Origin of the sequence: Oceaniglobus roseus (genome assembly GCF_002869745.1) — a bacterium.
In the GTDB taxonomy this organism is placed as follows: Bacteria; Pseudomonadota; Alphaproteobacteria; order Rhodobacterales; family Rhodobacteraceae; genus Oceaniglobus; species Oceaniglobus roseus.
The window spans coordinates 56,373-81,227 of record NZ_PNOS01000017.1 but is presented as its reverse complement, the minus strand read 5'-3'; the positions used below and the strand labels follow the sequence as shown (position 1 = coordinate 81,227).

Sequence of the window (24,855 nt, the reverse complement as noted above, 5' to 3'; positions counted from 1 at the left end):
CTTTCGGCGCCGTGGCCGGACACGCGCGGCGGTCAATGGGTCCTGCGGAAGTAACCCGGGCCGGCGCGCGCCGGTGTAGGCGGGGATCCCGGCCATTCCTCAGGGCTCGGTCCAGTAGCGCCGGTTGCTCTCCCACATCTTCTCGCCGATCAGGCAGTCGTAGCCCTGGGGCGTCACTCCGCTGTACTGCGCCTTCTGCGGCACCGCCACGGGCGTGCCGACAAGTTCCAGCACCAGCTTGCGGCGCACGGCCTCGGCGAACTGCGCCCAGTCGGTGACGGGGATCGCGAAGGCGCCGGGCCCGCCGATCACGCAGTTCAGGTAATACTGGTCCAGATCCTCGAGGCTCCAGCGGTCGTAGCGGCCGCCTTCGGTCATCAGCGGCAGTCCGTTGATGATCAGCCCCTGCGCCAGCGCCGCGTCGCGGGCGGGCAGCACCGGCCCGCCCTCGTTGTTCGGCCCGTCGCCGGAGATGTCCATCACCCGCCGCAGGCCCCGGAAGCCGTTGTCGCGCAGGCTGCGCGCGCCGAAGTCGATGGCCCCCGAGAGCGAGGTGCGCCGCATGGTCAGGCTGAAGGTGGCGGTCAGGCTGTCGGCGAAGGCGCGCGCGTCCGCCTCGTCCTCGAGGAGCATCCAGTCCACGACCACCCGCTGCGAATGCGACCCCGCCCATTCGACATAGGAGACCGCGGTGCGCCCGAGGAGTCCGTTTCGCACCGCCTCGATCACCGTCGGCGACAGGATCGCCTCGGCATAGCCGCGCCGCTGGATCTCGAGTTCGGTCGGCGACATCGAGCGGGAGACGTCGACCAGCAGCAGAAGCTCCACGTCCACCTCGACCTCCTGTGCCCGGGCGGGAAAGGCGGCGACCAGCAGGAGGATCATCAGACCGAGAACGCGCATGGCGTCAGGGTGACACAACCCCGACGCCTGTAAAGTCACAGAAAGGTCAGAGAGGCAGAAGGCCGCTCAGAAGCCGACGTCGTCACGCCCGTCGTTCTGCCAGGGTTTCACCAGGTTGCCGAAGCGGGTGAAGCGGCCCTCGAAGGACAGGTCCACCGTGCCGATGGGCCCGTGGCGCTGCTTGCCGATGATCACCTCGGCGCGGCCGTGCAGCCGCTCCATCTCGTCCTGCCAGGCGGCGACCTTTTCCAGTTCGTGATCGCCGGGCTTCTCGCGCTCCTTGTAGTATTCCTCGCGGAACACGAACATCACGACGTCGGCGTCCTGCTCGATCGACCCCGATTCCCGCAGGTCCGAAAGCTGCGGCCGCTTGTCCTCGCGGCTTTCCACCTGGCGGGAGAGCTGCGACAGCGCCACCACGGGGATGTTCAGCTCTTTCGCGATGGCCTTCAGCCCCATGGTGATCTCGGAAATCTCGTTCACCCTGTTCTCGCTGCGACCCGTGCCGCGCACCAGCTGCAGATAGTCCACGAAGAGCGCGTCAAGCCCGTGGGTCCGCTTCAGCCGCCGCGCGCGGGCGGCAAGCTGGGCGATGGGGAGGGCAGGCGTGTCGTCGATGAACAGCGGGCAGGCCTCGAGGTCCTTCGCGGCCTGCACGAAGCGGCGGAACTCCGTCTCGTTCATGTCGCCGCGGCGGATCTGCTCGCTCGGCACCTCGCTCGCCTCGGACAGGATCCGCGCGGCCAGCTGCTCGGCGCTCATCTCCAGCGAGTAGAAGCCGACCACGCCGCCATCCACCGCCCCCTCGGTGCCGTCGGGCAGCCGACCGCGCCGGTAGGCCTTGGCGATGTTGAAGGCGATGTTCGTGGCCAGCGACGTCTTGCCCATCGAAGGCCGCCCGGCGAGGATCAGAAGGTCGGACTTGTGCAGGCCGCCGAGCTTCTTGTCGAGATCGACGAGCCCGGTGGACACGCCCGACAGCCCGCCCTCCCGCTGGTAGGCGGCGTTGGCGACGTTCACCGCATCGGTCACGGCGCGCAGGAAGGACTGGAACCCCTGGTTCGCCTGGCCCGCCTCGCCGAGCTTGTAGAGCCGCTGCTCGGCCTCGACGATCTGCTCCTTCGGCTCGCTCTCCACGTCCACCTTCGCGGCCTTGGCGCTGATGTCGCGGCCGAGGCTGATCAGCTCGCGCCGGATCGCGAGGTCGTGGATCATCTGCGCATAATCCTTCGCCGCGAAGCTCGAGATCGCGGCGCCGGCAAGGCGCATGAGATAGGCGGCGCCGCCCAGTTCCTTCAGCCCCGGATCGTCCTCCATGAAGGCCTTCAGCGTCACCGGCGAGGCCAGCGCGTTCTTCGCGATCCGGCTCGCCGCGATCTCGTAGATGCGGGCGTGGACGGGGTCGTAGAAGTGCGTCTCGTTGATGATCGAGGCGACACGGTCGAAGATGTCGTTGTTGGTGAGGATCGCGCCCAGCAGCTGCTGTTCGGCCTCGATGTTGTGGGGCAGGGCTTCGGCCGCCGCCTCGGCGTCGCGCCCCGTCGCCTCCAGCGCCGCGATCCTGACCGTCGATACCTCGTTCATGCCACTGCCCCCGATTCTGGTCCTGCCCAACGTGTCCGCGGGTCATAGAATCCCGGCCGCGGACCCTGCAAACTGTATGTTTCTGTGGACAAGTCCCGGGGCCGCGCGCACCGCCAGACCTTGCGTCGAATCGGGCGCGGCCGTCAACATCTGCGCCCGGCGGACCACCTGACGTTGCGAAAATGGTGCAGCGTCCCGGCGATGGGGAGGGGCGGAGATCAGTCCTTGCGCCGCGCCTCCTGCCAGGCGCGGGGCTGGCGCAGGAAGGACTCGACCTCCTCCAGGGTGGCGGCGTCGAAACTGCCCTGCGCCCGCGCCTCGGCCAGCACGTCCCACCAGGTGCAGAGGTGATGCAGCCGCACGCCGTGCCCCTCCAGCGTCTCGAGCGTGCCCGGGAAGATGCCGTAGTAGAAGACGACCGCCGTGTGCGCGCAGCTCGCCCCGGTCTCGCGGATCGCGTCGACGAAGGACAGCTTGCTGCCCCCGTCCGTCGCAAGGTCCTCGACCAGCAGCACCCGGTTCCCCTCGGTCATCACGCCCTCGATCCGGGCGTTGCGGCCGTATCCCTTCGGCTTCTTGCGCACGTAGGTCATCGGCAGCGCCAGCCGCTCGGCCATCCAGGCGCCGAAGGGGATGCCGGCCGTCTCGCCGCCCGCCACCACGTCGAAGGCCTCGAACCCCGCGTCGCGCATGACGGTGCAGGCGAGGAAGTCCATCACCGTGCCGCGCACCCGCGGGAACGAGATCAGCTTGCGGCAGTCGACATAGACCGGGGCGGGCAGGCCCGAGGCGAAGATGTAGGGCGTCTCGGCGTTGAAGTTCACCGCGCCGATCTCCAGCAGCATCCGCGCCGTCAACTGTGCCATGTCCTCCCGCGCCGGAAATCCCGTGGGTATCATGCCGTTCTCCATCGTTGCGAACCCGACGCACACGATCGCCCGTCACGCGCCGCGCCCTGTCTTCTTCTTTGCACAAATACTCCCGCCGGAGGCGTCCGCACCCTCAGCCCTCGACACGCCAGTGGAGGGGAAATCCCGGATCGAACATCGTCACGACACCGTCCTCGGTCAGGATGCCGGGCGGATAGCGCACCGGCTCGCCCTTGCTCAGCACGATCCGCGCGTCGTTCGGCTCCACCCGGTAGAAGGCCGCGCCGTGGAGCGAGGTGAAGCCCTCCAGCCGCTCCAGCGCGCCCTCCCGCTCGAACATCTCGGCGAGGATCGACAGGGTGTTCGTCGCGGTGAAGCAGCCCGCGCAGCCGCAGGGCATCAGCTTGGCTGCGTCGAGATGCGGCGCCGAATCGGTGCCGAGGAAGAAGCGCGCCTCGCCCGAGGTCGCCGCGGCGACCAGCGCCTTGCGGTGCACCTCGCGCTTGGCCACCGGCAGGCAATAGTAATGGGGCCGGATGCCGCCCGCGAGGATGTGGTTCCGGTTGATGACCAGGTGATGGGTGGTGATCGTCGCCGCCAGGTCGTCGCCGCCGTCGCGCACGTAGTCGACGGCGTCGGCGGTGGTGATGTGCTCCATCACGACGCGCAGGCCGGGGATGTCGCGGCGGATCGGATCCAGCACCCGCTCGATGAACACGGCCTCGCGGTCGAAGATGTCGACCTCTGGATCCGTCACCTCGCCATGGACGCAGAGGGGCAGGCCGATCTGGGCCATGTTCTCCAGCACGCGGCGGACCTTGGTGAAGTCCTTCACCCCGCTGGCCGAGTTGGTGGTCGCCCCGGCGGGATAGAGCTTCACCGCCGTGACCAGCCCAATCTCCGCCGCCGCGCGCAGGTCGGGCACCTGCGTGTCCTCGGTCAGGTACAGCGTCATCAGCGGCCGGAAGTCCGAACCACGGGGCTTCGCGGCGAGGATTCGGTCGCGGTAGTCGGCGGCGTCGGCGGCGGTCACCACCGGCGGCACGAGGTTCGGCATCACCAGCGCGCGGGCGAAGTGACGGGCGGTTTCCGGCAGCACGGCCTTCAGCATCGCGCCGTCGCGCAGGTGCAGGTGCCAGTCGTCAGGGCGGCGGAGGGTCAGGCGGTCCATGGTCCCCCGCTACACAATGCCCGGGGCGGATTCCAGTGGCCTTTTCGCCGCCGCCTGCCGTTCCGCCCGCCCGCTGCCCAAAAAACGGGCAGCGCCTCCGCCGCCGCCGCCCGCGACGTCGAAGGACACATCGCCGCCCTTGCTGCCCCCCGCGCCGCCCGATTAGCGTGGGGCCGAACGGAGACCCGATGCTCGACAACGCCACGACCGACCTGCCGAAACTCCAGCGCACCCGCGGTGCGGCGCGGGTGCGCCTGGATGCCGCCGGGCTCAGGGACCTGCACCAGAGCGGCTCGGCCAAGGCGATGCTGCCGAAGATGCACGGCGCGCCGCCCGAGGTGGTGTTCCTGAACACCGCGGGCGGGCTGACGGGCGGCGACCGGATGCACTTCGCGCTGAACCTCGGGCCGGGCGCCCGTGCCACCGGCACCACCCAGACGGCCGAGCGCGCCTATGCCGCCCGCGACGAGGTGGCGGAGGTGACGGTGGACCTCGACCTCGGGCGGGGCGCCCGGCTCGACTGGCTGCCGCAGGAGACGATCCTGTTCCAGTCCGCGCGCCTGTCCCGCCGCACCACGGCGCAGCTCGCCGCCGAGGCGACGCTGCTGATGGCCGAGACCGTCGTGCTGGGACGCACCGCCATGGGCGAGACGCTGACGACGCTCGACTTCACCGACCGCCGCCGCGTCCTCAGGCTGGGCCGCCCGGTGCTGATCGAGCCGCTGCGGATCACCGGTGCCGACCTTGCCGCCCGAGGGGCCGCGGGGCTCGACGGGGCTCTCGCGCTGACGACGGTCGCGCTGGTGTCCGAGGGTGCCGAGGATGCGCTCGGGCCGGTGCGCGACATCATCGGCGAGGCTCCGGGCCTCGCCGCCTCCGCCTGGGACGGCAGGCTCATCGTGCGCGCGATGGGGCGCGACGCGCTGGCGCAGAAGCGGCGGATCGCCGCCATCATCGAACGGCTCCGGGGCGCAGCCTTGCCCCGGGTCTGGCAGGTCTGAGAAGAAGAAGGAGCGGGGATGAACCTCTCACCCAGGGAAAAGGACAAGCTGCTGGTCAGCGTCGCCGCGATGGTGGCGCGGGGGCGTCTGCAGAGGGGCGTCAAATTGAACCACCCCGAGGCCATCGCGCTGATCACGGACTATGTCGTCGAGGGCGCCCGCGACGGGCGCAGCGTGGCCGATCTGATGGAGGCGGGGGCCCATGTCGTTACCGCCGATCAGTGCATGGAGGGGATCGCGTCGATGATTCACGATGTCCAGGTCGAGGCAACCTTTCCCGACGGCACGAAGTTGGTCACCGTACACCATCCGATCCGCTGACCGGATGGAGAGAGCAAAGGAGCACACCCGTGAAACCGATCCTCGACGTCCTCAAGGCCATCCTGAGCGGCCCCGCACCCCAGCCCGTCCGCATCCCGATCCCGGTGAAGGTGCGCCGGTGAGAAACGGACGCCCGCGGGCGGCCCGCCCATGCCTCGCGTGAGCCATGGAGCTGCCGCCCGCGGGCCCGCTGAGCGACCGCGACTTCCGTTTCGCGGCCCAGCAGTACGCGCAGTATTTCGCGCGGATCACCGGGATGCAGTCCGAGCGCGAGGTCTGGATCCGGCACTCGGTCATCGCCACCTTCGCCTTCTTCGGCTGGATCGCGGTGAACCGGGACAACGTCACCGACACCTTCATGCTGGACATGGTGCAGGTCCAGCTGATCTATTTCCTGCCGCTCGCCTTCAACCTGGGCGGCGGCCTGCGCTTCTTCTTCATCCAGCGCGACATCAACCGCCATACCGATTTCCTGGTGGCGATGGAGCGCGACATCCTCGCCCTGCCGCCCGGCCTGGCCGAGGCGGCCCATGGGCGCGGCATCCGCGACCGCCACTGGCACGCCCCCTCGATCTGCTACTGGGTCGCGATCTGCCTTCTGTCGGGCCTCGCCGGGGCGGTCCTGAGCTTTCACATCCAGTTCTGAGGAGAGGCCGATGATCCCCGGCGAAGTGATGACCATGGCGGGTGAGATCACCCTGAACGCAGGCGCCGCGGCGATCGAGCTCGACGTCGCCAACACCGGGGACCGGCCGGTGCAGGTCGGCAGCCACTACCATTTCGCCGAGACGAACCGCGCGCTCGACTTCGACCGGGAGGCGGCGCGCGGCATGCGGCTGGACATCGCGGCGGGCACCGCCGTACGCTTCGAGCCGGGCCAGACCCGTTCCGTGCGGCTGGTCTCCTATGGCGGGCGGCGCCGCGTCATCGGGTTCAACCAGGCGGTGATGGGCGATCTCTGACGCCTTCACGCCGCCGCAACAGGGGAGTGAGAGACCATGTGCGATGCCTGCGTGATCGGTGCGGTGAAGGAGCGAATGCTCAGCCGCCGCGACTTCTTCCGTGCCTCCGCCGCCGTCGGCGCCACCGCCGCCGTGGGCGGCCTGATCTCGGCGCCCCCGGCGCTTGCCGCGGGCCACGGCAGCGTCATGGACCTGACCCACACGCTCGATGCCGATTTCCCGACCTTCTTCGGCGTCCCCGGCATCTCGATGAACAAGAAGTTCAGCTTCGACAAGGACGGCTTCAACCTCTACGAGATGACGATCAACGAGCATACGGCGACCCACATCGACGCGCCGCTGCACTTCTCGGCCGACGGCATCTCGGTGGACGAGATCCCGGTCGGCAACCTCGTCGCGCCGCTCTGCAAGGTCGACGTGGCCGCGAAGGCGGCCGAGAACGCCGATTACCAGCTCACGCCCGACGACCTGAAGGCCTGGACCGACGCCAACGGCGAGATTCCGGACGGCGCGGTGGTCGCGCTCTATTCCGGCTGGGCCGAGAAGCTGGGGAGCGACGCCTTCGCGGGCCGCGACGGCGAGGGCAAGCTGCACTTCCCTGGCTTCCACCCCGAGGCGACGGCGATGCTGCTGGAGACCGGGGCAGGGGCCATCGCCGTCGACACCCTGTCGCTCGACCACGGACCCTCGCCCGACTTCGCGACCCACTATGCCTGGCTGCCAGCGGGGCGCTACGGGATCGAGTGCCTCGCGGGCCTGGCCGATCTTCCGTCGGCGGGCGCCACGATCATCGTCGGCGCGCCGAAGCACCGCGGCGGCACCGGCGGCCCGGCCCGCATCTTCGCGATGGTCTGATGGGACGGGTGGTGACCCTTGCGGCGGGCCTCGCGCTCGCCGCCCCGCTCGCCGCCGCCGCCGAGGACTGCGCGCGGTATCAGACGCAACTCGACATCAACATGTGCACCATGGGCAACTGGGAGGTGTCGGATGCCGAGCTGAACAGCGTCTGGAAACGCCTGAAACCGCGGGCCGATGCCGCGGGCTGGGGGCAGGCGCTGCTGGACGAGCAGCGGGCCTGGCTCAAGCGGCGCGACGCGAAATGCGAATCCGAGCGCGACGATTTCGCCGGCGGCTCCATCGCACCGACGATCTACTGGAGCTGCATGGACGACATGACCCGCGCCCGCACCGCCCAGCTGAGGGCGATGTTCTGATGGCCACCCTCCCGCTGCTGGACGATGCCGACCTGTCTCCCGAGGCAAGGGCCGTCTTCGACGACATCCGCGCCACCCGCGGCAGCGATTTCGTCAACAACTTCTGGCGCGCGCTGGCCCACGATCCGGCGCTGCTGAAGGCGACGTGGGAGCGGCTGAAGACGGTGATGGGGCCGGGCACGCTCGATCCGCTGACGAAGGAGCTGGTCTACATGGCGGTGTCGATCACCAACAGCTGTCCCTATTGCGCCCATTCCCACACCGCCGCGGCGAAGGCGAAGGGCATGACCGAAGCGCAGTACGGCGAATTCCTGGCCGTGCTCGCCATGGCGAGCCAGACCAACGCGCTGGCCACGGCGTTGCAGGTGAAGGTCGACGATGCCTTCCTGGCCTAGCCTCTGCCTCGCGATCCTCCTGCCGCTCGCGGCGACGGCGCAGATCTCGACGCCCGAGCCGCCGCCGGCACCGCTTCAGCCCCTCGCGCCCCCCTCGGCGCTGTTTCCGCCCGGTCCGCCACCGGACGGGCAGCCGCCTGCGATCAACCGCTGCGGCGCCCTGCCGACCCAGATGGAGGCGACCGCCTGCGCCGACCGGGCCTACCGCGATGCCGATGCGGCGCTGAACGCCGCCTACAGGGCGGCCATGGCGACGGCCGAGAGGCTCGGCACCACCAACGGCGTCGCCGCCACGACGATGCTGCGGGACGCGCAGCGCGCCTGGATCCCGTTCCGCGACGCCGCCTGCGCCGCCGAGGCGCAGCTTGGGGCAGGGGGGACGATCATGGGCCAGCTCACGCTCGAATGCCTCGCCCGCCTGACCCTTGCGCGCACCGACGACCTGCGCCTGTTCGCGGCCGGTCTGTGAGCGGAGCGCTTGAAATTCCGGCACTGCTTCCATCGCATGTCCCCATGCCGTGGAACCCCCTTGCCGCCGCCGCGTTCGGAGACGATGCTGCGCCGCAGCAAGCGGATGCGCCCGCCTTCGGCCCCGGCCCCAGGCAGCGCACCCATGCTCCAGACAAGGTGTGCCCGATGCCCCGAAATGCCCGATGCGCCAACCTCTTCTCCGCCTGGTTCAATACCGCCCGGATGCTCTCCGAGGCGCAGACCGTGATCGCCTACCGGATGCTCGGCATGGCCGGGCTCTGGGCCGTCGCGCCGTCCGAGAACCACCGGATGCTGGCCGAGAAGGCCCCGGCGCTGATGGCCTCCTCCTTCGCCGCGACGCAGGCGATGATGGCGGGCAAGCGGCCCGACCAGATCCTCGACGCCGCGGTGAGGCCGCTCGGCCAGAAGACCCGCGCCAACGCCCGCCGCCTGTCCCTCCGGGGGCCCACCCACCGCTGACCCGACGAAGGAGCCGCCATGCCCGCCACGATCTCCCGCGCGACCTATGCCGACATGTACGGCCCCACCACCGGCGACAGGGTCCGGCTGGCCGACACCGACCTCGTCATCGAGGTCGAGCGTGACCTGACCACCTACGGCGAGGAGGTGAAGTTCGGCGGCGGCAAGGTGATCCGCGACGGCATGGGCCAGTCCCAGGCGACCCGGGCGGACGGCGCCATGGACACCGTCATCACCAACGCGCTGATCGTCGACCACACCGGCATCTACAAGGCCGACGTGGGCCTGCGCGACGGGCGGATCGCGAAGATCGGCAAGGCGGGCAATCCCGACACCCAAGGAGGCGTCGACATCGTCATCGGCCCCGGCACCGAGGCCATCGCGGGCGAGGGGCGGATCCTGACCGCGGGGGGCTTCGACAGCCACATCCACTTCATCTGCCCGCAGCAGATCGAGGACGCGCTGCACTCGGGCGTGACCACCATGCTCGGCGGCGGCACCGGACCCGCCCACGGCACGCTTGCCACGACCTGCACTCCGGGGCCCTGGCACATCTCGCGGATGCTCCAGGCGGTGGACTCGGTGCCGATGAACCTCGGCTTCTCGGGCAAGGGCAACGCCTCGGACCCTGCCGCGCTGGTCGAGATGGTGAAGGCCGGGGCCTGTTCCATGAAGCTGCACGAGGACTGGGGAACCACCCCCGGCGCCATCGACTGCTGCCTCTCGGTCGCCGACGACATGGACGTGCAGGTGATGATCCACACCGACACGCTGAACGAATCGGGCTTCGTCGAAAACACCATCGCCGCCATCGGGGGCCGCACGATCCACGCCTTCCACACCGAAGGGGCCGGCGGGGGCCATGCGCCCGACATCATCAAGGTCTGCGGTCTGCCGAACGTGATCCCGAGTTCGACCAACCCCACGCGCCCCTACACGGTGAACACGCTGGAAGAGCATCTGGACATGCTCATGGTCTGCCACCACCTCGACCGCTCGATCCCCGAGGACGTGTCCTTCGCCGAAAGCCGCATCCGCAAGGAAACCATCGCGGCCGAGGACATCCTGCACGACGTGGGTGCCTTCTCGATCATCGCGTCGGATTCGCAGGCCATGGGCCGGGTGGGCGAGGTGCTGATCCGCACCTGGCAGACCGCCGACAAGATGAAGAAGCAGCGGGGGCGCCTGCCCGAGGAACAGGGCGACAACGACAACGTGCGGGTGAAGCGCTACATCGCCAAATACACGATCAACCCCGCCATCGCCCACGGCGTCTCGCGCCACATCGGCAGCGTCGAGGTTGGCAAGCGCGCCGACCTCTGCCTCTGGAATCCCGCCTTCTTCGGCGTGAAGCCCGAGATGGTGCTGATGGGCGGCATGATCGTCTGCGCCCAGATGGGCGATCCCAACGCCTCGATCCCGACGCCCCAGCCCGTCTATTCCCGCCCGATGTTCGGCGCCATGGGCCGCGCCGTCGATCACTGCGCCGTCACCTTCGTCTCGGCGGCGGCCGAGGCGGAGGGCGTGCGCGGGGCGCTCGGGCTGAACAAGCAGACCCTCGCGGTCGAGAACACCCGCAGCATCGGCAAGGCCGACATGGTGATGAACAGCGCCACGCCCGAGATCGAGGTGAATCCCGAGACCTACGAGGTGCGTGCCAATGGCGAGCTTCTGACCTGCGAGCCCGCCACCGTGCTGCCCATGGCGCAGCGGTACTTCCTGTTCTGACGTCATGGAGCGCGGAACGGCACATCCTCGGGCGGCGACCGCGGCCCTTGCCCGGACAATGGGCGGAACTGGAATGAACAACTTCAAAGCCTTGCACGCCATGCAATGCCGCGATGCAGCATCGGGTGTACTCATGTCAGCAACACTGTCCTACCTTGAGGCCAACGGAAGCAGAGGCTTCACAGGCCGCAAGGAGCAGTTCAATGACCTACACCGCACACGCCCCGCACGCCCATGCCCATGCCCATGCCGACGCGCCGCGTCTCGGCGTCCTGGGCTGGATCAGGACTCTCGGTCAGAGCTTCGGCACCGCCGTCATGCTGTCCCAGCAGATGCGCGCCCGTCAGGCGCTGATCCAGACGCTGCACGGCAAGGACGATGCCGAGCTGAAGGCCCTGGGCATCAGCCGCGACGGAATCAACGCCCACGTCTACCCCGAGCTTTTCGGGAAGTGATCCGCGCCACGGGGCGGCCGGCATGAGCCAGCTGCCCCGCGCCACCCGCATCGTGCCCGCCCCGGAGAAGGCGCAGGATCACATCGCGCTCGACTACGACGCGCGTTTCCTGCGCCGCAAGCGCCTGACCACGGCCGCCGGGCTGTCGTTCCTGCTGGACCTGCCGGAGACCGTCAGCCTGACGGAAGCGGACGCGCTGGAACTGGACGACGGCACCATCGTCGCCGTCCGTGCCGCCCCCGAGCCGCTGATCGAGATCACCGCCCCCGACCTCGCCCGGCTCGCCTGGCACATCGGCAACCGCCACACCCCCTGCCAGATCGAACAGGATCGCCTGCTGATCCGCGAGGATCACGTGCTGGCCGCGATGCTGGAACGGCTGGGCGCATACCTGCACCGGATCGAGGCGCCGTTCCGGCCCGAAGGCGGGGCCTATGGCCACGGCCGGACGCTCGGCCACGATCACGGGCCGGAACCGGGACACCACCATCACCACCATGACTGACGCGGCGCTGCTGACCCTCACCCAGTGGCTCTCCCCGGCCTTCCCGCTGGGTGCCTTCGCCTATTCCCACGGGCTGGAGCAGGCCGTCGCCGCGGGGCAGGTGACATGCGCCGGCGACCTCGCGCGCTGGCTCGACCGGATCCTGACCTGCGGTGGCGGTCTCGCCGACGCGACGCTCCTTTGCGCCACGCTCCGGGGCGAAGACACGGCGGACACGGCCCGCGCCCTCGCCACCTCCCGCGAACGCCGGGACGAGACCGAGGCCCAGGGCACCGCCTTCGCGCGCACCGTCACCGCCCTCGGCACGCCCGTGCCCGAGGGGCTTGCCCTGCCGGTCGCCGTGGGGATCGCGGCGCGCGGCCTGCCGCTGCGCCCCGAGCGGATCGCCGCCCTCTACCTCCACGCGATGATGGCGAACCTCGTCTCCGCCGCCGTCCGCTTCGTCCCCCTCGGCCAGACCGAGGGGCAGCGGGTGCTGGCCGACCTGCACGCGGCGATCCGCGACACCGCCGCCCGCGCCGCCACACTCGAACTGGACGACATCACCGCCTGCGTCCCCGGCGCCGACCTGGCCGCGATGCTGCACGAAACCCTGCCCGTGAGGATCTTCCGCACATGACCTCCGACCAAGCCACCGCCGCCGCCCCGGCCCGGGCTTCGCACAACGGCCCCCTGCGCGTCGGCATCGGCGGGCCCGTGGGCGCGGGCAAGACGACGCTGACGGCGCACCTGGCGAAGGCACTGTCGCAGGACCTGTCCGTCGCGGTCATCACAAACGACATCTACACCCGCGAGGACGCCGAGTTCCTGATGCGCGCCCAGGTCCTGCCCGCCGAGCGGATCCGCGGGGTCGAGACCGGGGGCTGCCCCCACACGGCGATCCGCGAGGACGCCTCGATCAACCTGGCCGCCGTCGCCGAGCTGCGCGCGGCGCTGCCGGACCTTGACGTGGTGCTGATCGAGAGCGGCGGCGACAACCTGGCGGCCACCTTCAGCCCCGAACTCGCCGACCTCACGATCTATGTCATCGACACCGCGGCGGGCCAGGACATCCCGAGGAAGCGCGGCCCCGGCCTGACCCGCTCGGACCTGCTGGTGGTCAACAAGACCGACCTCGCCCCCCATGTCGGCGTCGACCCGGCGCTGCTGGAGGAGGACACCCGCCGTGCCCGCGGGGCACGGCCCTTTGTCATGGCGTCCCTGCGCGAGGGGCGCGGGGTCGCCGAGATCGTCGCGTTCCTGCGCGCCGAAGGCGGGCTCTGAGCCGCGTCGCCCGGGCGTTGCGCGGGCGGACGGGGCGGGACGCCTCCGGCGGGAGTATCTGGGCAAGGAAGAAGCTGGCAGCGTGCGGCGAGGCCCGCGTCAGGTCGCGGAGCCTCCCGGAGCCCGGTCGACGGGGCGGCTTCGGGCGGGGGGCAGCGTCTGGCCCTGCTCGGCGAGGCGCGCCTCAAGATGTTCCAGCCGCTTGGCGAAACGCTTGCGCCCCGTGCGTTCGGCCACGTTGCGCACCGCCAGCGCCTCGAGCAGCAGGCGGTTCTTCTCGATGAGCCGCGCGGTCAGCCGCCGCAGGTAGGCCGGATCGTCCCGCCGCGCCTTGCGCAGCGTGCCGTAGAACGACGGCCCGTCGAGGCTGCCTTCCATCGCCATGCCGATGATCTCGTCCAGGATGCCGAGCTCGGCCAGGGCGGCGGGGAGCGGCGCGCCGGGATCGCGCACGAACAGCGGTTGCACCCGCTCTCCGGCCACGGCCCCCGCCTGCGCAAGGTCCTGCGGCTGGGCCGGGTCCAGCACCAGGTGCACCGCCGCGGCCACGGCGAGGCTGGCGGTGTCCGGCGCATAGCGGCCGCCGACCTGCGCCCCTTCGGGCAGGCCCAGGCGGGGATCGTCCACCGGACCCGCGCCGTCGAGCCCCACGAGGGGCGCTATGGCGAGGATCCGGCTCATCGGCGCGGCGAGCGCGTAGGACAGCGCGGCATGGCCGCCGCAGCCCTCGCCGTAGAACAGCACGTCGTCGAACTGGTCCAGCAGCGTGCCGTCCACCAGCGCGTCGAAGAAGGTGACGATCTCGGGCGCGCGGAACAGCGAGGGCCGGCGGGAGGTGACGACGAGATGCGACCACGCCATGTCCTCGACCAGCCCGGCAAGGCGCGAGCGGCGGGATTTCAGCGCGATGGCCGGATCCGTCTCGATCTCGAAACTGACCAGCAGGGCGGGGCCCTCGCGGCGGAACGAGACGAAGTGGTCCGGCGTCAGCGCATAGGCGAAGGCGTTGAGCGTATCCACGCTCCCCGGATCGTCGTCGTCGTCATCCTCGTCCAGCAGGTCGCCTTCCGTCTGGTCCATCACGTCTGTCGCTTTCGTTGTCCGGTCTGTCGTCCCGATATGGGGGCGTCGGCGTAGCATCGCACCCTATCCGCCTGTCATTAAGATCAAACTTGGTCATTTTCTGGTTCCGGCGGACTCCCGCCAGAGGCCGGTGCCTAGATCCAGTCGAGGTTGATGTGGCCGAGCCGCGGATCCTCCGAGACGGTCTTGCGCAGGGCGCGGAACCGGTCGCGCAGGTCACGGAACTTGCGCTCGTGGGTCTCGGCGACAAGGCAGCGCACGCCGGCGGACAGATCGCCGCCGACCATCGCCTCGAGGATCTCCAGCTCGGCCCCCTCGATGTCCATCTTCACGAAGGCGACCGGGCCGCGCGCGGCCGACTCGCGGCGCAGGATCTCGAGGAAGTCGAGGCAGGGCACCTCGATCCCGTTCCGCGCGTCGATGGCGCGCCCGCCGTCGAGGATCGTCGACTTGACCGAGGCGCCCTCGGGGTTGGCGTCGAAGTTCTCGGCCCGCATCAGCGTGACGGTGCCCGCCCGTGCCGCCACCGCCGCGTTGACCAGCGTGACGTTCGGGGTGTCGGCGAAGCGCTCGGCCAGGCGGGCGAAGGCGAAGGGGTCGGGTTCGTAGGCGACGACGTCGGCGCCGGTGGCGGCCAGTTGCGCTGTGACCACGCCCATGTTCGCCCCGCAGTCGAGCGCGAGGTCGCCGGGTTTCAGCATCGCGCAGACCCCCCGCAGGAAGCCCTCGGCCCCGGCCTTCCTGAGGTTGCGCTTCTGGCGGCGGATCAGCTTCTGCGCCTGCCGCTCGGCCTTCGAGGCGGGCGCGTCGGCGGCCTCTGCCTCGCCCGTCGCCGGGGTTTCCGTGGCATCCGTCATGGCAGCCTCATGCATAGTGGCCCTGGATGGGCGGGGAATAGGGGGGCGCCTCCAGCGGCTTGCGGCAGGCGTAAAGCAGCATCTGCGGCCCGCTGAACGCCATCTCGCCGCCGCGGTGACGGCCCGTCGGATCGGGGATAGGCACGATCTTGCGGGGGTGGCGGCGGGCGACCACCGACACCTCCAGCATCTCGTAGCCCCGCGCATGGTGCCAGTAGCGCCAAGGCACGTCGGGGCCGGTCTGGAAGAATCCGTGGCCGAACCAGCCGTCGCAGGCGACATAGGACAGCATCACGCCGCCGGGCTTCAGCATCGCATGGCAGCTGTCGAGCGCCTGGGCGATGTAGAAGATGTGCTCGGTCGTGCCGCCGTCGATCACCACGTCGAAGGCCTCGTGCAGGGACGCGGGGACGGGGCGGTTCAGATCGCGGATGTGCTCCGCGCCTTCCTTCGCGGTGAAGTCCATCGCCTGCATCGCGGGATAGCCGAGCGCGGCGAACAGCGTCTCGGTGAAGCCGTCGGGCTGGGTGATCTCCTCCCGGCTCAGCCGGAAGCCGTGAAGCGTCGCCGCGGCGACGAAGCGGTCCAGGGTGCGTTCGGGCATGTGGATCCTCTGCCGCCCCAGGATCAGCCCCGTGCCGGTCGCCGTGACGTGGCGGGCGTTGCGCGCGAGGAACATCGCCGGGATCAGGCTGACGCCCATCTGCACCTCCCCTCACGCCGTTTCGGACCGGTCCTCGGTGTCGGTCAGCCGCCGCACGAAGGGCACGCCCACCTGTTCCCGCAGGATGGCCCGGGCCGTCTTGTGCATCCCGATCTCCTTCAGCACCCCGTTGTTGCGGTAGTGCACGGTGAAGATCGTGCGGTCATCGGGCAGCGGCTCGCCCCTTATCTTGCCGCCCATGATGTAGTGCTGTTCCTCGGGCAGGATGTTCCAGTCGAGCCCGGCCCGCCGGATCGCCACCGGCAGGCTCATCTGGTCGAGGTAGGGGCGGCGGTTCTCCAGTCCCTCGTCCCGGTCGAGCGTCCTGGCCGTGTCGTACCAGACATCCGGGAAGCGCTGCGCCCCGTTCTCCGGAAAGACGACGAGGCCGGCGCTGAAATAGGGCACCACCGGCTCGGTCGAGCGGCGCATGAGGTGCAGCCGTTCCTCGGGCACCGGCATGTCGAAGGCGCCATAGATCCGGTCCCAGATGCTCTGCTCGGCCCAGGTCATCGAGGCCGCCATGGAGCAGGAGACATGGCCCGCCCTGGCGATGTTCTCGGGCACGTTCGGCGCCAGGAACAGGACGTCGGAATCGACGAAGGCGGAAAACTCCGAATCGCGCGGCTGCATCGCGGCGATGATCTTGTTGCCGTGGGGATAGTCGGTGTCCCACATGCCTTCCGTCACCATCGGCCGCAGCTCGGCGCCCATCATCTCGTGCGCCTTCAGCACCGAGGGATGCAACTCGTCCCACCTGTGCGCCGGGCAGTACCCGACCGCCGCCACCTCCGGCCCCCAGGTCTTCCGCAAGGAGGCCAGCAGGGTGCAGGCGAAGATCTGGTAGTTCGGCGGCTCGACGATATAGGCGAAGGTCAGGACCGGACGCGCCATCCGTCAGTCCTCCAGCGCCAGCGCGGGGTCCACCCCGGTCTGCCTCGCCATCCGCCAGGCATAGGAGTTCTCGAGCGGCACGTTCTTGCGCCACCAGGGGCGGGTGCCGTTGGTATAGAGGTGCACCGACAGGGTGTTGTCGGTGATCCAGCCCTCGACCCGGCCGTGGGGGTCGTAGAAGATGTCGTTCAGCTGGAACGGCACCGGGTAGAGGTATTCGGGCGTCATCGCCTTCTCGTAGTCGCCCGTCTGCTGGGCGAACCAGGTGAAGGCCTGCGGTCCGAAGGCCGTCCGCTCGGCGTTGTAGATCTTCACCGCGTGGGGCAGCGATTCGTCCTGGCGCGCCAGCCGCTTCTTCTGGTTCTTGTTAAACCAGGGCGGCGCGGGGGGCAGGTTGTCGTAGTAGTCCAGCAGCGCGTCCATCAGCGCCCCCTGCTGCGGGATCTTCACCACGCCGCAGTTCAGCGCCCCTCGAAACCCGTGCCCGGCATAGATATGGTCGATGTCGTCGGGAAAGGGGCGATGGCAGAAGGCGTCGCAGTCGATCCAGATCTCGTCGGTCTTCCGGATCATCTTGTAGCGGAACACGTTCGACAGGAACGAGGCAGAGGTGGCCGCGACGACCTCGCGGTTGATCTCCATGATGTCGGACGCGGGGCGCACGATCACGCCCTCGGGCACGTTCTCGACCGTGTCTGTGCAGTAGAGCGTCGTCGGATGGCCCTGCTGCACGTGGGACAGCAGGCAGACCTGGTTCAGGTACTGCAGCCGCGTGCCGATCCAGAGCGAGGCGACCGGGCGCCGTTCGGGACTTGCCATTCTTGCCTCTCGATCCGCAGGCCGTGGGAAAAGCCCGCATCGGTTTCTTGTTTTGCCACAACCCTGCCCGAAAGCCCTTGTATTGTCACGGCGGACACGCCGGTTGTCTCCGGCGATCCGACGTTGGTATGGTGAAGAAAAATGAAAATTTCAGGGCAGGGGACCGATATCTTGCAGGCTTCCGCGCCATGAACGTCCGCAGCCATCCGGCCCTGCCGCAGAAGAACGTCAGCCGCCACGGCAAGGTCACGGCCGTGTCGATGATGAAGGACGAGGGGCCCTTCGTCCTCGAATGGGTGGCACATCACCTGACCGTCGGCTTCACCGATCTCGTGGTCTACACCAACGACTGCTCCGACGGCACCGACGACATGCTGATCCGGCTCGAAGAGCTTGGGCTCGCCCATCACCGCCGGAACGTGATTCCGAAGGGGATCAAGCCCCAGCCCTCGGCGATCAAGCACGCGCAGGTCGAACCGCAGGTGACGGACAGCGACTGGGTTCTGGTCTTCGACGCCGACGAGTTCCTGTCGATCCGCCACGGCGACGGCTCGCTCGACGGGCTGATCGACGGGATAGAGGCGCAGGGCGCGAACGGCATGGTCATCACCTGGCGGATCTTCGGATCGGGCGGCGTGGTGGACTGGTCTCGGGACTTCGTGACCGAGCAGTACCTCTGCGCCGCCCCGCCGATGTGGAACAAGGGCTGGGGGGTCAAGACGCTGTTCCGGTTCGACCCCGAAGCATGGAAGCTCGGCATCCACCGCCCGAAGATGAAGAACAAGGTGCTCGACACCGATTATCCGAACACCATCAAGTGGCTGAACGGCTCGGGCCGCGAGATGGAGGCGTATTTCAAGTTCCGCGGCTGGCGCTCGATCGTCAGGACCGTGGGCTACGACTGGGCGCAGATGAACCACTACGCGGTGAAGTCGATCGACAGCTACGCGATCCGCAAGTTCCGCGGTAACGTGAACAACAAGAAGGACAAGTACAACGACGGCTACTGGAGCTTGCAGGACCGCAACGAGGTGCGCGACGAGACGATGCTGCGCTACTCCGACCGCCGCCGCGCGATCTTCGAGGGGCTGCTGACCGACCCCGTGCTGCACCGCCTCCACTTCGCCGCGGTCGAGCGGGCCGAGGCGCGGCTGGCCGAGTTCAAGGGCACGCCCGAATACGACGCCTTCGTCGCGCAACTGAGGGCGGCAAGCGCAGTGCCGATCACCCGGGTCGAGGCCAGGCCGCCGCAGGAGCGCGACCCCGAGAAGATCGCCGCCAAGATGAGCGACGTGGAAAAGCGCGTGGGGCTGGAGCGCGCGGCGGAGAAGGAGAAAACCGCCGAAGCGCGGATGATCGCCCCCGTTGATGCCTACGTGCGGGGGAAGCCGGACCTGTCGCAGTCGCCGCCGATGGAATGGCACCCGAACCACACGATGGAGCTTCCGGCCGATCCGCGCCTCTTCACGCCGCCCGCGCTGCTGAACGTCGAGGCCGGGAAGTTCGAGCGCAACCTGGCACGGAACCTCTCGGGCCTGCTGCCCGAAGGCGCGGTGCTGAGCGAGGTCGGGGCAGGGGTCGGCTTCCTCTCGGGCCACCTGGCGAAGACGCGGCCGGACGTGACGCTTTATGTCCGCGAGCCCGACGAGGCGCTGCACCGCAGCCTGACGGCCATATGGGCCCGGAACGGCATCATTCCCGGCGGTCGGCTGCACCTCTCTGCCGAGCCCCTGGCAGATCCCGCGGCCCTGGCCGACCATGTGACCGGAACCGCCCCCCGGGTCCTGATCCTCGGCGATCCCGCGATCACGCCGGCGCATCTTGCGGCGCTGGCGGCGCCGGTGCCGCCGGTCCTGATCCTGAACGCCCGCCTCTGGTGCGAGGTCTTCGCGCAGCTCGACAGCTTCGAGGCCGTGCTGGCATCGCTCGGCTACCGGACGCGCCTGCCGCTCGACCCGATGCTCTGCGGCGCCTGGACCACCCTGGCGGAGAAGGGCGCATGAGCGCCGCCGTCTCGGTCTTCTTCATCACCGAAGGCGCGCACCTGACAGCCCAGGGCCTGCTGCTTGCCTCCTCCCTGCAGGCCCATAATCCCGGCCGCTACCGGCTGATCGCCTATTGCCCCGACCGTCCCGGCGCGCCCCCCATGCCGGAGGCGGCGCGGGAGGCCTTCTCCCGCCTCGGCTGCGACCTGCGCGCCCTGCAGATCGACGACGCCGCCTGGAAGAAGCCCTATCCCCACGGCAACAAGCTGTTCGCCTGCGCCGCGCCGCGCGAGACCGAAGGGCACGTCTTCCTCGACACGGACATGGTCTGCGTCGCGCCGCTCGATCTCGAGACGCGCCTTCATCCCGGTGCGCTTTCCGTCGTCCCCGAAGGCACCCCGAGCTGGGGCAAGAAGAACGACCGCTGGGACCGGGTTTATGCCCATTTCGACCTTCCCATGCCTGCGGACCGCGTCCGGCTGACCCGCAAGAAGCGGATCGAGTTCCTGCCGTACTTCAACGCGGGCTTCGTCGGATTTCACAGCGATTTTAAGGCGGAGAAGTCCTTTCCTCAGCTCTGGATCGACACCGCGAGGGAGATCGACTGGAACGTGAAGGTGGCGCTGAAGCGCCCCTGGCTCGACCAGATCGCGCTGCCGGTGACGCTGAAACGCTTCGGGCTGGCCTATGAGGTGCTGCCCGACGCCTACAACTTCTCGATCTCGGACCGCGCATTCGAACCCGACGCCAACCCCCTGATCCTGCACTATCATTCCTTCCGCTACGGCCCCCTGTGGCCGCAGTTCAGGGCGGAGATGCAGCGCATGAAGGATACCCTCGGCCCCGCCCGCATGGCCGCGCTGGAGCCGCTTTACAAGGACTACTGGGATCACCCGGACGCAGCGGCATGAGCCGCACCGTGATCGTCACCGCCATGCGCAACGAGGCGCCCCACCTGCTGGAGTGGATCGCCCACCACCGCGCGCTCGGGGTCGAGGATTTCCTTGTCTATTCAAACGATTGCACGGATGGCACCGACACCATCCTGGACCTGCTCGCCGCCGCCGGGATCCTCCACCACGTCCGGAACCAGGTGCCGGAAGGCCGGACGCCCCAGTGGTCCGCCTTGGCCCAGGCCGCGGGCCATCCCCTCTATGCCGAGGCCGAGTGGGTCGCCTGCATCGACTGCGACGAGTTCCTCAATCTCCGCCCGCCTCTCAAGGATTTCTCGGCTCTCATCGCCGCCGCCGATGCCGACGCCATTATCCTGCCCTGGCGCCTTTTCGGCCACAACGGCCATGCCATGCCGCCCGCATCCCTGACCACCGAGGCCTACACCCGAGCGATCCCCGAAAATGCACTCTATCCCGCGCTTTCGCGGTTCTTCAAGACGCTCTACCGTCGCGGGTCATTCGGCAAGCCGGGGGTGCATCGGCCCAAGTCTTTGGTGACGCATGCAAAATGGGTCGACGGCTCGGGCCGGGCGCTGCCGGAGAGTTTCGCCGCGTCGCAGGGCCAGATCATGCTCTGGGGCGGGCCGCTGGCGACCGATCTCGTGCAGCTGAACCACTATTCCGTGCGCTCCGCCGGGGATTTCCTGTTGAAGCGCGCCCGCGGCCTGCCGAACCACACCGACAAGGCAATCGACCTGACCTACTGGGTCGAGCGCAATTTCAACAGCGTTGAGGACACCTCGATCCTCTCCCGGACCGAGGCCACGAAGGCAGAGCTTGACCGGCTCCGCGGCCTGCCGGGCATCGCCGCGGCCGACCATGGGGCCCGTGAAACCGCGCGGACGGAGATCAACCGCCTGCTGTCCGACCCCGAAACGGTGCAATTCTTCGGCCGCCTCCTGCTGGCCGCGGGCAGCGCGCCGCCGCCGCCCGACACGGCGCGGCGGCTGGTGGCGCTCTACCGGAACGCGCTCAGGCCGGAGTGACGTCCAGCCGGGCGAGGCCGTGGAAGTGGTAGATGTCGCCATAGCGCGGCGGCGCCGCCAGCCGCAGCTTCGGGCAGCGGTCGAACAGCACCCTCAGCGCGATCTGCAACTCGAGCCGGGCGAGCGGCGCGCCGACGCAAAAATGCGGCCCCGCGCCGAAGGCCATGTGGGCGGGCGCGCCCGTGGCGAAACGCTCGGGCCGGAACTGCTCCGGCGCATCGTAGACGGCGGGATCGCGGTTCGCTGCGCCGAGCAGGCAGGCCACCCGGTCTCCCCGTGCGAAGGCGTGGCCGAACAGCGTGACCGGCTCATAGACCCAGCGGGTGAACAGGTGCAGCGGCGGATCGAAGCGCAGGATCTCCTCCGCGGTTTCCGCGGCCTTCGCGGGGTCGAAGGCCACGCCGGTCTCCAGCAGCGTCTTCACCCCGTTGCCGAGGCTGTGCACCGTCGCCTCGTGGCCCGCGTTCAGCAGCAGGATGCAGGTCGAGATCATCTCGTCCGGCGAGAGCCGCGCGCCATCCTCCTCGGCCGCGATCAGGTGGGTCAGCAGGTCGTCGGCGGGGCGCGACCGGCGCGCCTCGATATGGGCGCGCAGGAAGCCGGCGAACTCCGCCGCCGCGCGGTCCGCCTCCTCCTCCTCGGCGCGGGTGCGCCCGGCGCGGTACATCGCCACCATCGCGCCCGACCAGGCCAGGAGCTGCGCGCCCATGCTGTCGGGCACGCCGAGCAGCCGGGCAATCACCGTCACCGGCACCGTGCGGGCATAGGCCGACAGAAGCTCGACCTCGCCGCCGAAGCCATCGATCAGCCGGTGGCACAGCGCCTCGATCTCGGGACCGAGGCCCGCGATCCGGCGCGAGGTAAAGGCCCGCAGGACCAGACCGCGCAGCCGGGTGTGGCGGGGCGGCTCCAGCTCCAGCATGGAATGGGCCTCGACGGCATAAAAGGCCTCGGTGTGGGGCGCGACCGGCTCGGCGCATTCGGGCGGCGCCTCGCGTCCCAGCCGACGGTCGCGCATGATGGCGGAGACGGCGGCGTGGCTGGTGGCGGCGGGCAGGCCGTAGTCCTCCCAGAAGACGATATCGCCAAGGCCGCGCGCCCGGTCGTAGGCGGCATAGGGCGACTGGACGAAGGCGGGATCGGCGGGGGACTGGCTGAAGCGTTCCATGCCTCCCCTTAGGACGCGGCGGCGGCGCTGGCAATCGCGCGCCGTGGCCCTAGTCTTGGCCGGACGGACAGGGGAGGCGAGGCATGGAGATTGCGGTGATCGGCGCGGGGCTTGCGGGGCTCGTCGCGGCGCGGCGGCTGGCGGATGCGGGGCAGGAAGTGACCGTCTTCGACAAGAGCCGCGGCCTGGGCGGGCGGCTGGCGAGCCGGCGGCGCGAGGGCTGGGCCTTCGATCACGGTGCGCCGGGTGTCGATCCGGCGGGCAGCGGGCTTTCCGCCTGGCTGGCGGAGGCCGAGGCGGCGGGGGCTGCGGACCCCACGGGCAGCGCGCCGAACACCCACCGCGGCCTGCCGGGGATGAGCGGGCTGGTGAAGCCACTGGCCGAGGGGTTGGAGATCCGGCGCGAGGTGACGGTCGAGCAGGTGCTGACGCAAGGCGCGGGCTTCCGGCTGGTCGCGGCCCATGGGCAGGAGCTGGGCCGGTTCGACCGGGTGATCTCGGCCATTCCGGTGGTGCAGGCGCGCCGGGTGCTGTCGGGCGTCCTTGGCGGCAACGGCGTCGGCGCGCTCGAGTCCGTCGTGATGGATCCCTGCTGGACCCTCATGGCGGGCTGGACGGTGGATCCGAAGCCGAACGCACCCGCCACGGCGGAGCCCTTCGCGGCGATCCTGCGTCAGGACCGCGGCCGCCCGGTCTGGGTCGCCCATGCCAGCCCCGGCTGGAGCCGCGCGCATCTGGAGCAGGAGGCCGAGCGCATCCGCCCGGTGCTGCTGAACGCGCTCATGGCGCAGCTTGGCACCACCACGCTGCCCGCGATCGCCATGGCCCACCGCTGGCGCTTCGCCCGCACCGCGCGTCCGCTGGGCCGGCCGTTCCTCTCCGAAGCGGGGGGCAGGGTTCTGGCCGGGGGCGACTGGGCGCTCGGGCCCCGGGCGGGTCATGCCTGGGCCAGCGGCGCGGCGATGGCCGAGGCGCTGCTGGCGTGAGGGGGCTTCCCGCCGCGCGGACCTTGGGGTAGGCAGCGCGCCATGGCCCTTCCGCTCAAGACATTCGCCGACGCGATGCAGCACGGCTTCGACACCGTGATCGACGTCCGCTCGCCCTCGGAATACGCCGAGGACCACGTGCCCGGCGCGATCTCGCTTCCCGTGCTCAGCGACGCGGAGCGGGCGAAGGTCGGCACGCTCTACAAGCAGGTCAGCGCCTTCGACGCCCGCAAGATCGGCGCCGCGCTGGTGGCCCGCAACGCCGCCGCCCATATCGAGGGACCGCTCGCGCACCACGACGGCGGCTGGCGGCCGCTTGTCTATTGCTGGCGGGGCGGGCAGCGGTCGAACAGCTTCGCCTCCATCCTGACCCAGATCGGTTGGCGGGCCGAGGTGATCGAGGGCGGCTATCGCAGCTACCGCGCCACCGTGAAGGCGATGCTCTACGACGATCCCTTTCCCTGCCCGGTGGTCCTGCTCGACGGCAACACCGGCACGGCGAAGACCGAGCTTCTGCACCTCGCGGCGGCGCGGGGGGTGCAGATCGTCGACCTGGAGGGGCTTGCCAACCACCGCGGCTCTCTCTTCGGCGACCGGGGGGAGCAGCCGGGGCAGAAGGGGTTCGAGACGAGGCTGGCCGAGGTCGTCGCGGGGCTGACCCCCGGCGTGCCGGTGCTGATCGAGGCGGAGTCGAGCAAGGTGGGCCAGCGGATCGTGCCGCCCTCGCTCTGGGCCGCCATGCGCGCCGCGCCGCGGATCGAGATGCAGGCGCCCATGGCGGCGCGCGCCGCCTACCTGCTGCGCGCCTACAACGACTATCCGCCGGGCTCGGTCCGGCTGCACGAGACGCTTGGCGCGCTCCGGCGGCTCCAGGGGGCCGAGCGGGTGGCGCGCTGGCAGAAGATGGCGCAGGAGAACGACCTGCTGACCTTGGCGGCCGAGCTGATGGAGCACCACTACGACCCCCGCTATGGCCGCGAGCGGGGCGAGCCGGTTCGCCTTGGGGTGGTCGAGGCCGGGACGCTGGACGCCCAAGGGCTTGAGCGGGCGGCCGACCGGATCGCGGCGCTGATGCCGAAGGGCTGATCGGCCGCGACTG

Annotated in this window: 29 protein-coding genes; 19 read left to right on the top strand and 10 right to left on the bottom strand. The window is 69.7% G+C overall.

All coding sequences use genetic code 11. The annotated features are described in order from the left end of the window. Positions 1 to 99: 99 nt before the first annotated feature. The 4 genes from A7B20_RS10505 to pyrC form a co-directional block, all read right to left on the bottom strand. The gene (locus tag A7B20_RS10505) at positions 100 to 903 is read right to left on the bottom strand and encodes a DUF1194 domain-containing protein (protein WP_102108530.1); all 804 of its coding nucleotides are present in this window, start codon (positions 901 to 903) and stop codon (positions 100 to 102) included. A 66-nt stretch (positions 904 to 969) separates the two neighbouring features. Further along, positions 970 to 2,487: a replicative DNA helicase gene (locus tag A7B20_RS10500; protein ID WP_102108529.1), complete on the bottom strand. Its 1,518-nt coding sequence runs from the start codon at positions 2,485 to 2,487 to the stop codon at positions 970 to 972. A 218-nt stretch (positions 2,488 to 2,705) separates the two neighbouring features. Further along, complete coding sequence (locus A7B20_RS10495; RefSeq protein ID WP_102108538.1) at positions 2,706 to 3,386, bottom strand: orotate phosphoribosyltransferase; 681 nt, start codon at positions 3,384 to 3,386, stop codon at positions 2,706 to 2,708. Positions 3,387 to 3,489: 103 nt separating this feature from the next. Continuing rightward, positions 3,490 to 4,527, bottom strand: a complete 1,038-nt coding sequence (pyrC, locus tag A7B20_RS10490; RefSeq protein ID WP_102108528.1) for a dihydroorotase — start codon at positions 4,525 to 4,527, stop codon at positions 3,490 to 3,492. Between the two features lie 188 nt (positions 4,528 to 4,715). On the opposite strand from pyrC, the gene A7B20_RS10485 reads away from it, so the two are divergent. The 14 genes from A7B20_RS10485 to ureG all read left to right on the top strand — a co-directional run bounded on the left by A7B20_RS10485 (position 4,716) and on the right by ureG (position 13,322). Continuing rightward, entirely contained in the window at positions 4,716 to 5,528 is an 813-nt protein-coding gene (locus A7B20_RS10485; RefSeq protein WP_102108527.1) for an urease accessory protein UreD, read from the top strand. Between the two features lie 18 nt (positions 5,529 to 5,546). Then, on the top strand, positions 5,547 to 5,849 hold the full coding sequence (locus A7B20_RS10480; RefSeq protein WP_102108526.1) for an urease subunit gamma: 303 nt from the start codon (positions 5,547 to 5,549) through the stop codon (positions 5,847 to 5,849). 166 nt (positions 5,850 to 6,015) lie between these two features. Then, positions 6,016 to 6,495, top strand: coding sequence for a hypothetical protein (locus A7B20_RS10475; RefSeq protein WP_102108525.1), 480 nt, complete (start codon positions 6,016 to 6,018; stop codon positions 6,493 to 6,495). Between the two features lie 10 nt (positions 6,496 to 6,505). After that, entirely contained in the window at positions 6,506 to 6,811 is a 306-nt protein-coding gene (locus A7B20_RS10470) for an urease subunit beta (protein WP_102108524.1), read from the top strand. Between the two features lie 36 nt (positions 6,812 to 6,847). Next, positions 6,848 to 7,666, top strand: coding sequence for a cyclase family protein (locus tag A7B20_RS10465; RefSeq protein ID WP_102108523.1), 819 nt, complete (start codon positions 6,848 to 6,850; stop codon positions 7,664 to 7,666). Continuing rightward, on the top strand, positions 7,666 to 8,025 hold the full coding sequence (locus A7B20_RS10460) for a lysozyme inhibitor LprI family protein (protein ID WP_102108522.1): 360 nt from the start codon (positions 7,666 to 7,668) through the stop codon (positions 8,023 to 8,025). The genes A7B20_RS10465 and A7B20_RS10460 overlap by 1 nt, the downstream gene beginning before the upstream one ends. Further along, the gene (locus A7B20_RS10455) at positions 8,025 to 8,420 is read left to right on the top strand and encodes a carboxymuconolactone decarboxylase family protein (RefSeq protein ID WP_102108521.1); all 396 of its coding nucleotides are present in this window, start codon (positions 8,025 to 8,027) and stop codon (positions 8,418 to 8,420) included. The genes A7B20_RS10460 and A7B20_RS10455 overlap by 1 nt, the downstream gene beginning before the upstream one ends. After that, positions 8,404 to 8,889 (top strand): lysozyme inhibitor LprI family protein, encoded by a 486-nt coding sequence (locus tag A7B20_RS10450; RefSeq protein ID WP_102108520.1) that lies wholly within the window; start codon positions 8,404 to 8,406, stop codon positions 8,887 to 8,889. Before A7B20_RS10455 ends, A7B20_RS10450 begins: the two co-directional genes overlap by 17 nt. A gap of 167 nt (positions 8,890 to 9,056) precedes the next feature. Then, entirely contained in the window at positions 9,057 to 9,371 is a 315-nt protein-coding gene (locus A7B20_RS10445) for an antifreeze protein (protein WP_245866800.1), read from the top strand. Positions 9,372 to 9,389: 18 nt separating this feature from the next. Further along, positions 9,390 to 11,099: an urease subunit alpha gene (gene ureC / locus A7B20_RS10440; protein ID WP_102108519.1), complete on the top strand. Its 1,710-nt coding sequence runs from the start codon at positions 9,390 to 9,392 to the stop codon at positions 11,097 to 11,099. Positions 11,100 to 11,302: 203 nt separating this feature from the next. Then, complete coding sequence (locus tag A7B20_RS10435; RefSeq protein WP_102108518.1) at positions 11,303 to 11,554, top strand: hypothetical protein; 252 nt, start codon at positions 11,303 to 11,305, stop codon at positions 11,552 to 11,554. Between the two features lie 22 nt (positions 11,555 to 11,576). Then, the gene (gene ureE, locus A7B20_RS10430; RefSeq protein WP_102108517.1) at positions 11,577 to 12,059 is read left to right on the top strand and encodes an urease accessory protein UreE; all 483 of its coding nucleotides are present in this window, start codon (positions 11,577 to 11,579) and stop codon (positions 12,057 to 12,059) included. Further along, the gene (locus tag A7B20_RS10425) at positions 12,052 to 12,678 is read left to right on the top strand and encodes an urease accessory protein UreF (RefSeq protein ID WP_102108536.1); all 627 of its coding nucleotides are present in this window, start codon (positions 12,052 to 12,054) and stop codon (positions 12,676 to 12,678) included. Before ureE ends, A7B20_RS10425 begins: the two co-directional genes overlap by 8 nt. Next, positions 12,675 to 13,322: an urease accessory protein UreG gene (ureG, locus tag A7B20_RS10420; protein ID WP_102108516.1), complete on the top strand. Its 648-nt coding sequence runs from the start codon at positions 12,675 to 12,677 to the stop codon at positions 13,320 to 13,322. Before A7B20_RS10425 ends, ureG begins: the two co-directional genes overlap by 4 nt. Before the next feature lie 99 nt (positions 13,323 to 13,421). On the opposite strand, the gene A7B20_RS10415 is transcribed toward ureG, so the two are convergent. The 5 genes from A7B20_RS10415 to A7B20_RS10395 form a co-directional block, all read right to left on the bottom strand. Then, complete coding sequence (locus tag A7B20_RS10415) at positions 13,422 to 14,402, bottom strand: hypothetical protein (RefSeq protein WP_102108515.1); 981 nt, start codon at positions 14,400 to 14,402, stop codon at positions 13,422 to 13,424. 137 nt (positions 14,403 to 14,539) lie between these two features. After that, the gene (locus A7B20_RS10410) at positions 14,540 to 15,262 is read right to left on the bottom strand and encodes an FkbM family methyltransferase (RefSeq protein WP_102108514.1); all 723 of its coding nucleotides are present in this window, start codon (positions 15,260 to 15,262) and stop codon (positions 14,540 to 14,542) included. 7 nt (positions 15,263 to 15,269) lie between these two features. Then, complete coding sequence (locus A7B20_RS10405; protein WP_102108513.1) at positions 15,270 to 15,965, bottom strand: hypothetical protein; 696 nt, start codon at positions 15,963 to 15,965, stop codon at positions 15,270 to 15,272. A 12-nt stretch (positions 15,966 to 15,977) separates the two neighbouring features. Further along, the gene (locus tag A7B20_RS10400) at positions 15,978 to 16,859 is read right to left on the bottom strand and encodes a hypothetical protein (RefSeq protein WP_102108512.1); all 882 of its coding nucleotides are present in this window, start codon (positions 16,857 to 16,859) and stop codon (positions 15,978 to 15,980) included. Positions 16,860 to 16,862: 3 nt separating this feature from the next. After that, positions 16,863 to 17,678 (bottom strand): hypothetical protein, encoded by an 816-nt coding sequence (locus A7B20_RS10395; RefSeq protein WP_102108511.1) that lies wholly within the window; start codon positions 17,676 to 17,678, stop codon positions 16,863 to 16,865. A 188-nt stretch (positions 17,679 to 17,866) separates the two neighbouring features. Here A7B20_RS10395 and A7B20_RS10390 point away from each other — a divergent pair, with 188 nt between their 5' ends. The 3 genes from A7B20_RS10390 to A7B20_RS10380 are packed head-to-tail and all read left to right on the top strand — an operon-like array spanning position 17,867 to position 21,602. Continuing rightward, entirely contained in the window at positions 17,867 to 19,681 is a 1,815-nt protein-coding gene (locus A7B20_RS10390; protein ID WP_245866797.1) for a glycosyltransferase family 2 protein, read from the top strand. After that, positions 19,678 to 20,574, top strand: a complete 897-nt coding sequence (locus A7B20_RS10385) for a hypothetical protein (protein WP_102108510.1) — start codon at positions 19,678 to 19,680, stop codon at positions 20,572 to 20,574. The genes A7B20_RS10390 and A7B20_RS10385 overlap by 4 nt, the downstream gene beginning before the upstream one ends. Continuing rightward, complete coding sequence (locus tag A7B20_RS10380) at positions 20,571 to 21,602, top strand: glycosyltransferase family 2 protein (RefSeq protein ID WP_102108509.1); 1,032 nt, start codon at positions 20,571 to 20,573, stop codon at positions 21,600 to 21,602. The genes A7B20_RS10385 and A7B20_RS10380 overlap by 4 nt, the downstream gene beginning before the upstream one ends. Here A7B20_RS10380 and A7B20_RS10375 read toward each other — a convergent pair. Then, complete coding sequence (locus A7B20_RS10375; RefSeq protein ID WP_102108508.1) at positions 21,589 to 22,770, bottom strand: cytochrome P450; 1,182 nt, start codon at positions 22,768 to 22,770, stop codon at positions 21,589 to 21,591. The two genes, A7B20_RS10380 and A7B20_RS10375, sit on opposite strands and share 14 nt — an antisense overlap. 83 nt (positions 22,771 to 22,853) lie before the next feature. On the opposite strand from A7B20_RS10375, the gene A7B20_RS10370 reads away from it, so the two are divergent. Both A7B20_RS10370 and mnmH read left to right on the top strand, forming a co-directional pair. After that, a complete protein-coding gene (locus A7B20_RS10370; protein ID WP_102108507.1) occupies positions 22,854 to 23,756 on the top strand; it encodes an NAD(P)/FAD-dependent oxidoreductase in 903 nt (300 codons plus the stop codon). 42 nt (positions 23,757 to 23,798) lie between these two features. Then, on the top strand, positions 23,799 to 24,842 hold the full coding sequence (gene mnmH, locus A7B20_RS10365) for a tRNA 2-selenouridine(34) synthase MnmH (RefSeq protein WP_102108506.1): 1,044 nt from the start codon (positions 23,799 to 23,801) through the stop codon (positions 24,840 to 24,842). Positions 24,843 to 24,855 lie beyond the last annotated feature (13 nt).

Bases quoted from the DNA above. Each gene is read 5' to 3' on its own strand.
- A7B20_RS10455 (WP_102108521.1), top strand. From the start codon at position 8,025: ATGGCCACCCTCCCGCTGCTGGACGATGCCGACCTGTCTCCCGAGGCA.
- A7B20_RS10390 (WP_245866797.1), top strand. From the start codon at position 17,867: ATGAACGTCCGCAGCCATCCGGCCCTGCCGCAGAAGAACGTCAGCCGC.
- A7B20_RS10445 (WP_245866800.1), top strand. From the start codon at position 9,057: ATGCCCCGAAATGCCCGATGCGCCAACCTCTTCTCCGCCTGGTTCAAT.
- A7B20_RS10370 (WP_102108507.1), top strand. From the start codon at position 22,854: ATGGAGATTGCGGTGATCGGCGCGGGGCTTGCGGGGCTCGTCGCGGCG.
- A7B20_RS10410 (WP_102108514.1), bottom strand. From the start codon at position 15,262: ATGACGGATGCCACGGAAACCCCGGCGACGGGCGAGGCAGAGGCCGCC.
- A7B20_RS10425 (WP_102108536.1), top strand. From the start codon at position 12,052: ATGACTGACGCGGCGCTGCTGACCCTCACCCAGTGGCTCTCCCCGGCC.
- A7B20_RS10475 (WP_102108525.1), top strand. From the start codon at position 6,016: ATGGAGCTGCCGCCCGCGGGCCCGCTGAGCGACCGCGACTTCCGTTTC.
- A7B20_RS10485 (WP_102108527.1), top strand. From the start codon at position 4,716: ATGCTCGACAACGCCACGACCGACCTGCCGAAACTCCAGCGCACCCGC.
- A7B20_RS10400 (WP_102108512.1), bottom strand. From the start codon at position 16,859: ATGGCGCGTCCGGTCCTGACCTTCGCCTATATCGTCGAGCCGCCGAAC.
- A7B20_RS10405 (WP_102108513.1), bottom strand. From the start codon at position 15,965: ATGGGCGTCAGCCTGATCCCGGCGATGTTCCTCGCGCGCAACGCCCGC.
- A7B20_RS10385 (WP_102108510.1), top strand. From the start codon at position 19,678: ATGAGCGCCGCCGTCTCGGTCTTCTTCATCACCGAAGGCGCGCACCTG.
- A7B20_RS10465 (WP_102108523.1), top strand. From the start codon at position 6,848: ATGTGCGATGCCTGCGTGATCGGTGCGGTGAAGGAGCGAATGCTCAGC.
- A7B20_RS10500 (WP_102108529.1), bottom strand. From the start codon at position 2,487: ATGAACGAGGTATCGACGGTCAGGATCGCGGCGCTGGAGGCGACGGGG.
- A7B20_RS10495 (WP_102108538.1), bottom strand. From the start codon at position 3,386: ATGATACCCACGGGATTTCCGGCGCGGGAGGACATGGCACAGTTGACG.
- A7B20_RS10435 (WP_102108518.1), top strand. From the start codon at position 11,303: ATGACCTACACCGCACACGCCCCGCACGCCCATGCCCATGCCCATGCC.
- A7B20_RS10460 (WP_102108522.1), top strand. From the start codon at position 7,666: ATGGGACGGGTGGTGACCCTTGCGGCGGGCCTCGCGCTCGCCGCCCCG.
- A7B20_RS10380 (WP_102108509.1), top strand. From the start codon at position 20,571: ATGAGCCGCACCGTGATCGTCACCGCCATGCGCAACGAGGCGCCCCAC.
- ureG (WP_102108516.1), top strand. From the start codon at position 12,675: ATGACCTCCGACCAAGCCACCGCCGCCGCCCCGGCCCGGGCTTCGCAC.
- mnmH (WP_102108506.1), top strand. From the start codon at position 23,799: ATGGCCCTTCCGCTCAAGACATTCGCCGACGCGATGCAGCACGGCTTC.
- A7B20_RS10480 (WP_102108526.1), top strand. From the start codon at position 5,547: ATGAACCTCTCACCCAGGGAAAAGGACAAGCTGCTGGTCAGCGTCGCC.
- ureE (WP_102108517.1), top strand. From the start codon at position 11,577: ATGAGCCAGCTGCCCCGCGCCACCCGCATCGTGCCCGCCCCGGAGAAG.
- A7B20_RS10415 (WP_102108515.1), bottom strand. From the start codon at position 14,402: ATGGACCAGACGGAAGGCGACCTGCTGGACGAGGATGACGACGACGAC.
- ureC (WP_102108519.1), top strand. From the start codon at position 9,390: ATGCCCGCCACGATCTCCCGCGCGACCTATGCCGACATGTACGGCCCC.
- A7B20_RS10395 (WP_102108511.1), bottom strand. From the start codon at position 17,678: ATGGCAAGTCCCGAACGGCGCCCGGTCGCCTCGCTCTGGATCGGCACG.
- pyrC (WP_102108528.1), bottom strand. From the start codon at position 4,527: ATGGACCGCCTGACCCTCCGCCGCCCTGACGACTGGCACCTGCACCTG.
- A7B20_RS10375 (WP_102108508.1), bottom strand. From the start codon at position 22,770: ATGGAACGCTTCAGCCAGTCCCCCGCCGATCCCGCCTTCGTCCAGTCG.
- A7B20_RS10450 (WP_102108520.1), top strand. From the start codon at position 8,404: ATGCCTTCCTGGCCTAGCCTCTGCCTCGCGATCCTCCTGCCGCTCGCG.
- A7B20_RS10505 (WP_102108530.1), bottom strand. From the start codon at position 903: ATGCGCGTTCTCGGTCTGATGATCCTCCTGCTGGTCGCCGCCTTTCCC.
- A7B20_RS10470 (WP_102108524.1), top strand. From the start codon at position 6,506: ATGATCCCCGGCGAAGTGATGACCATGGCGGGTGAGATCACCCTGAAC.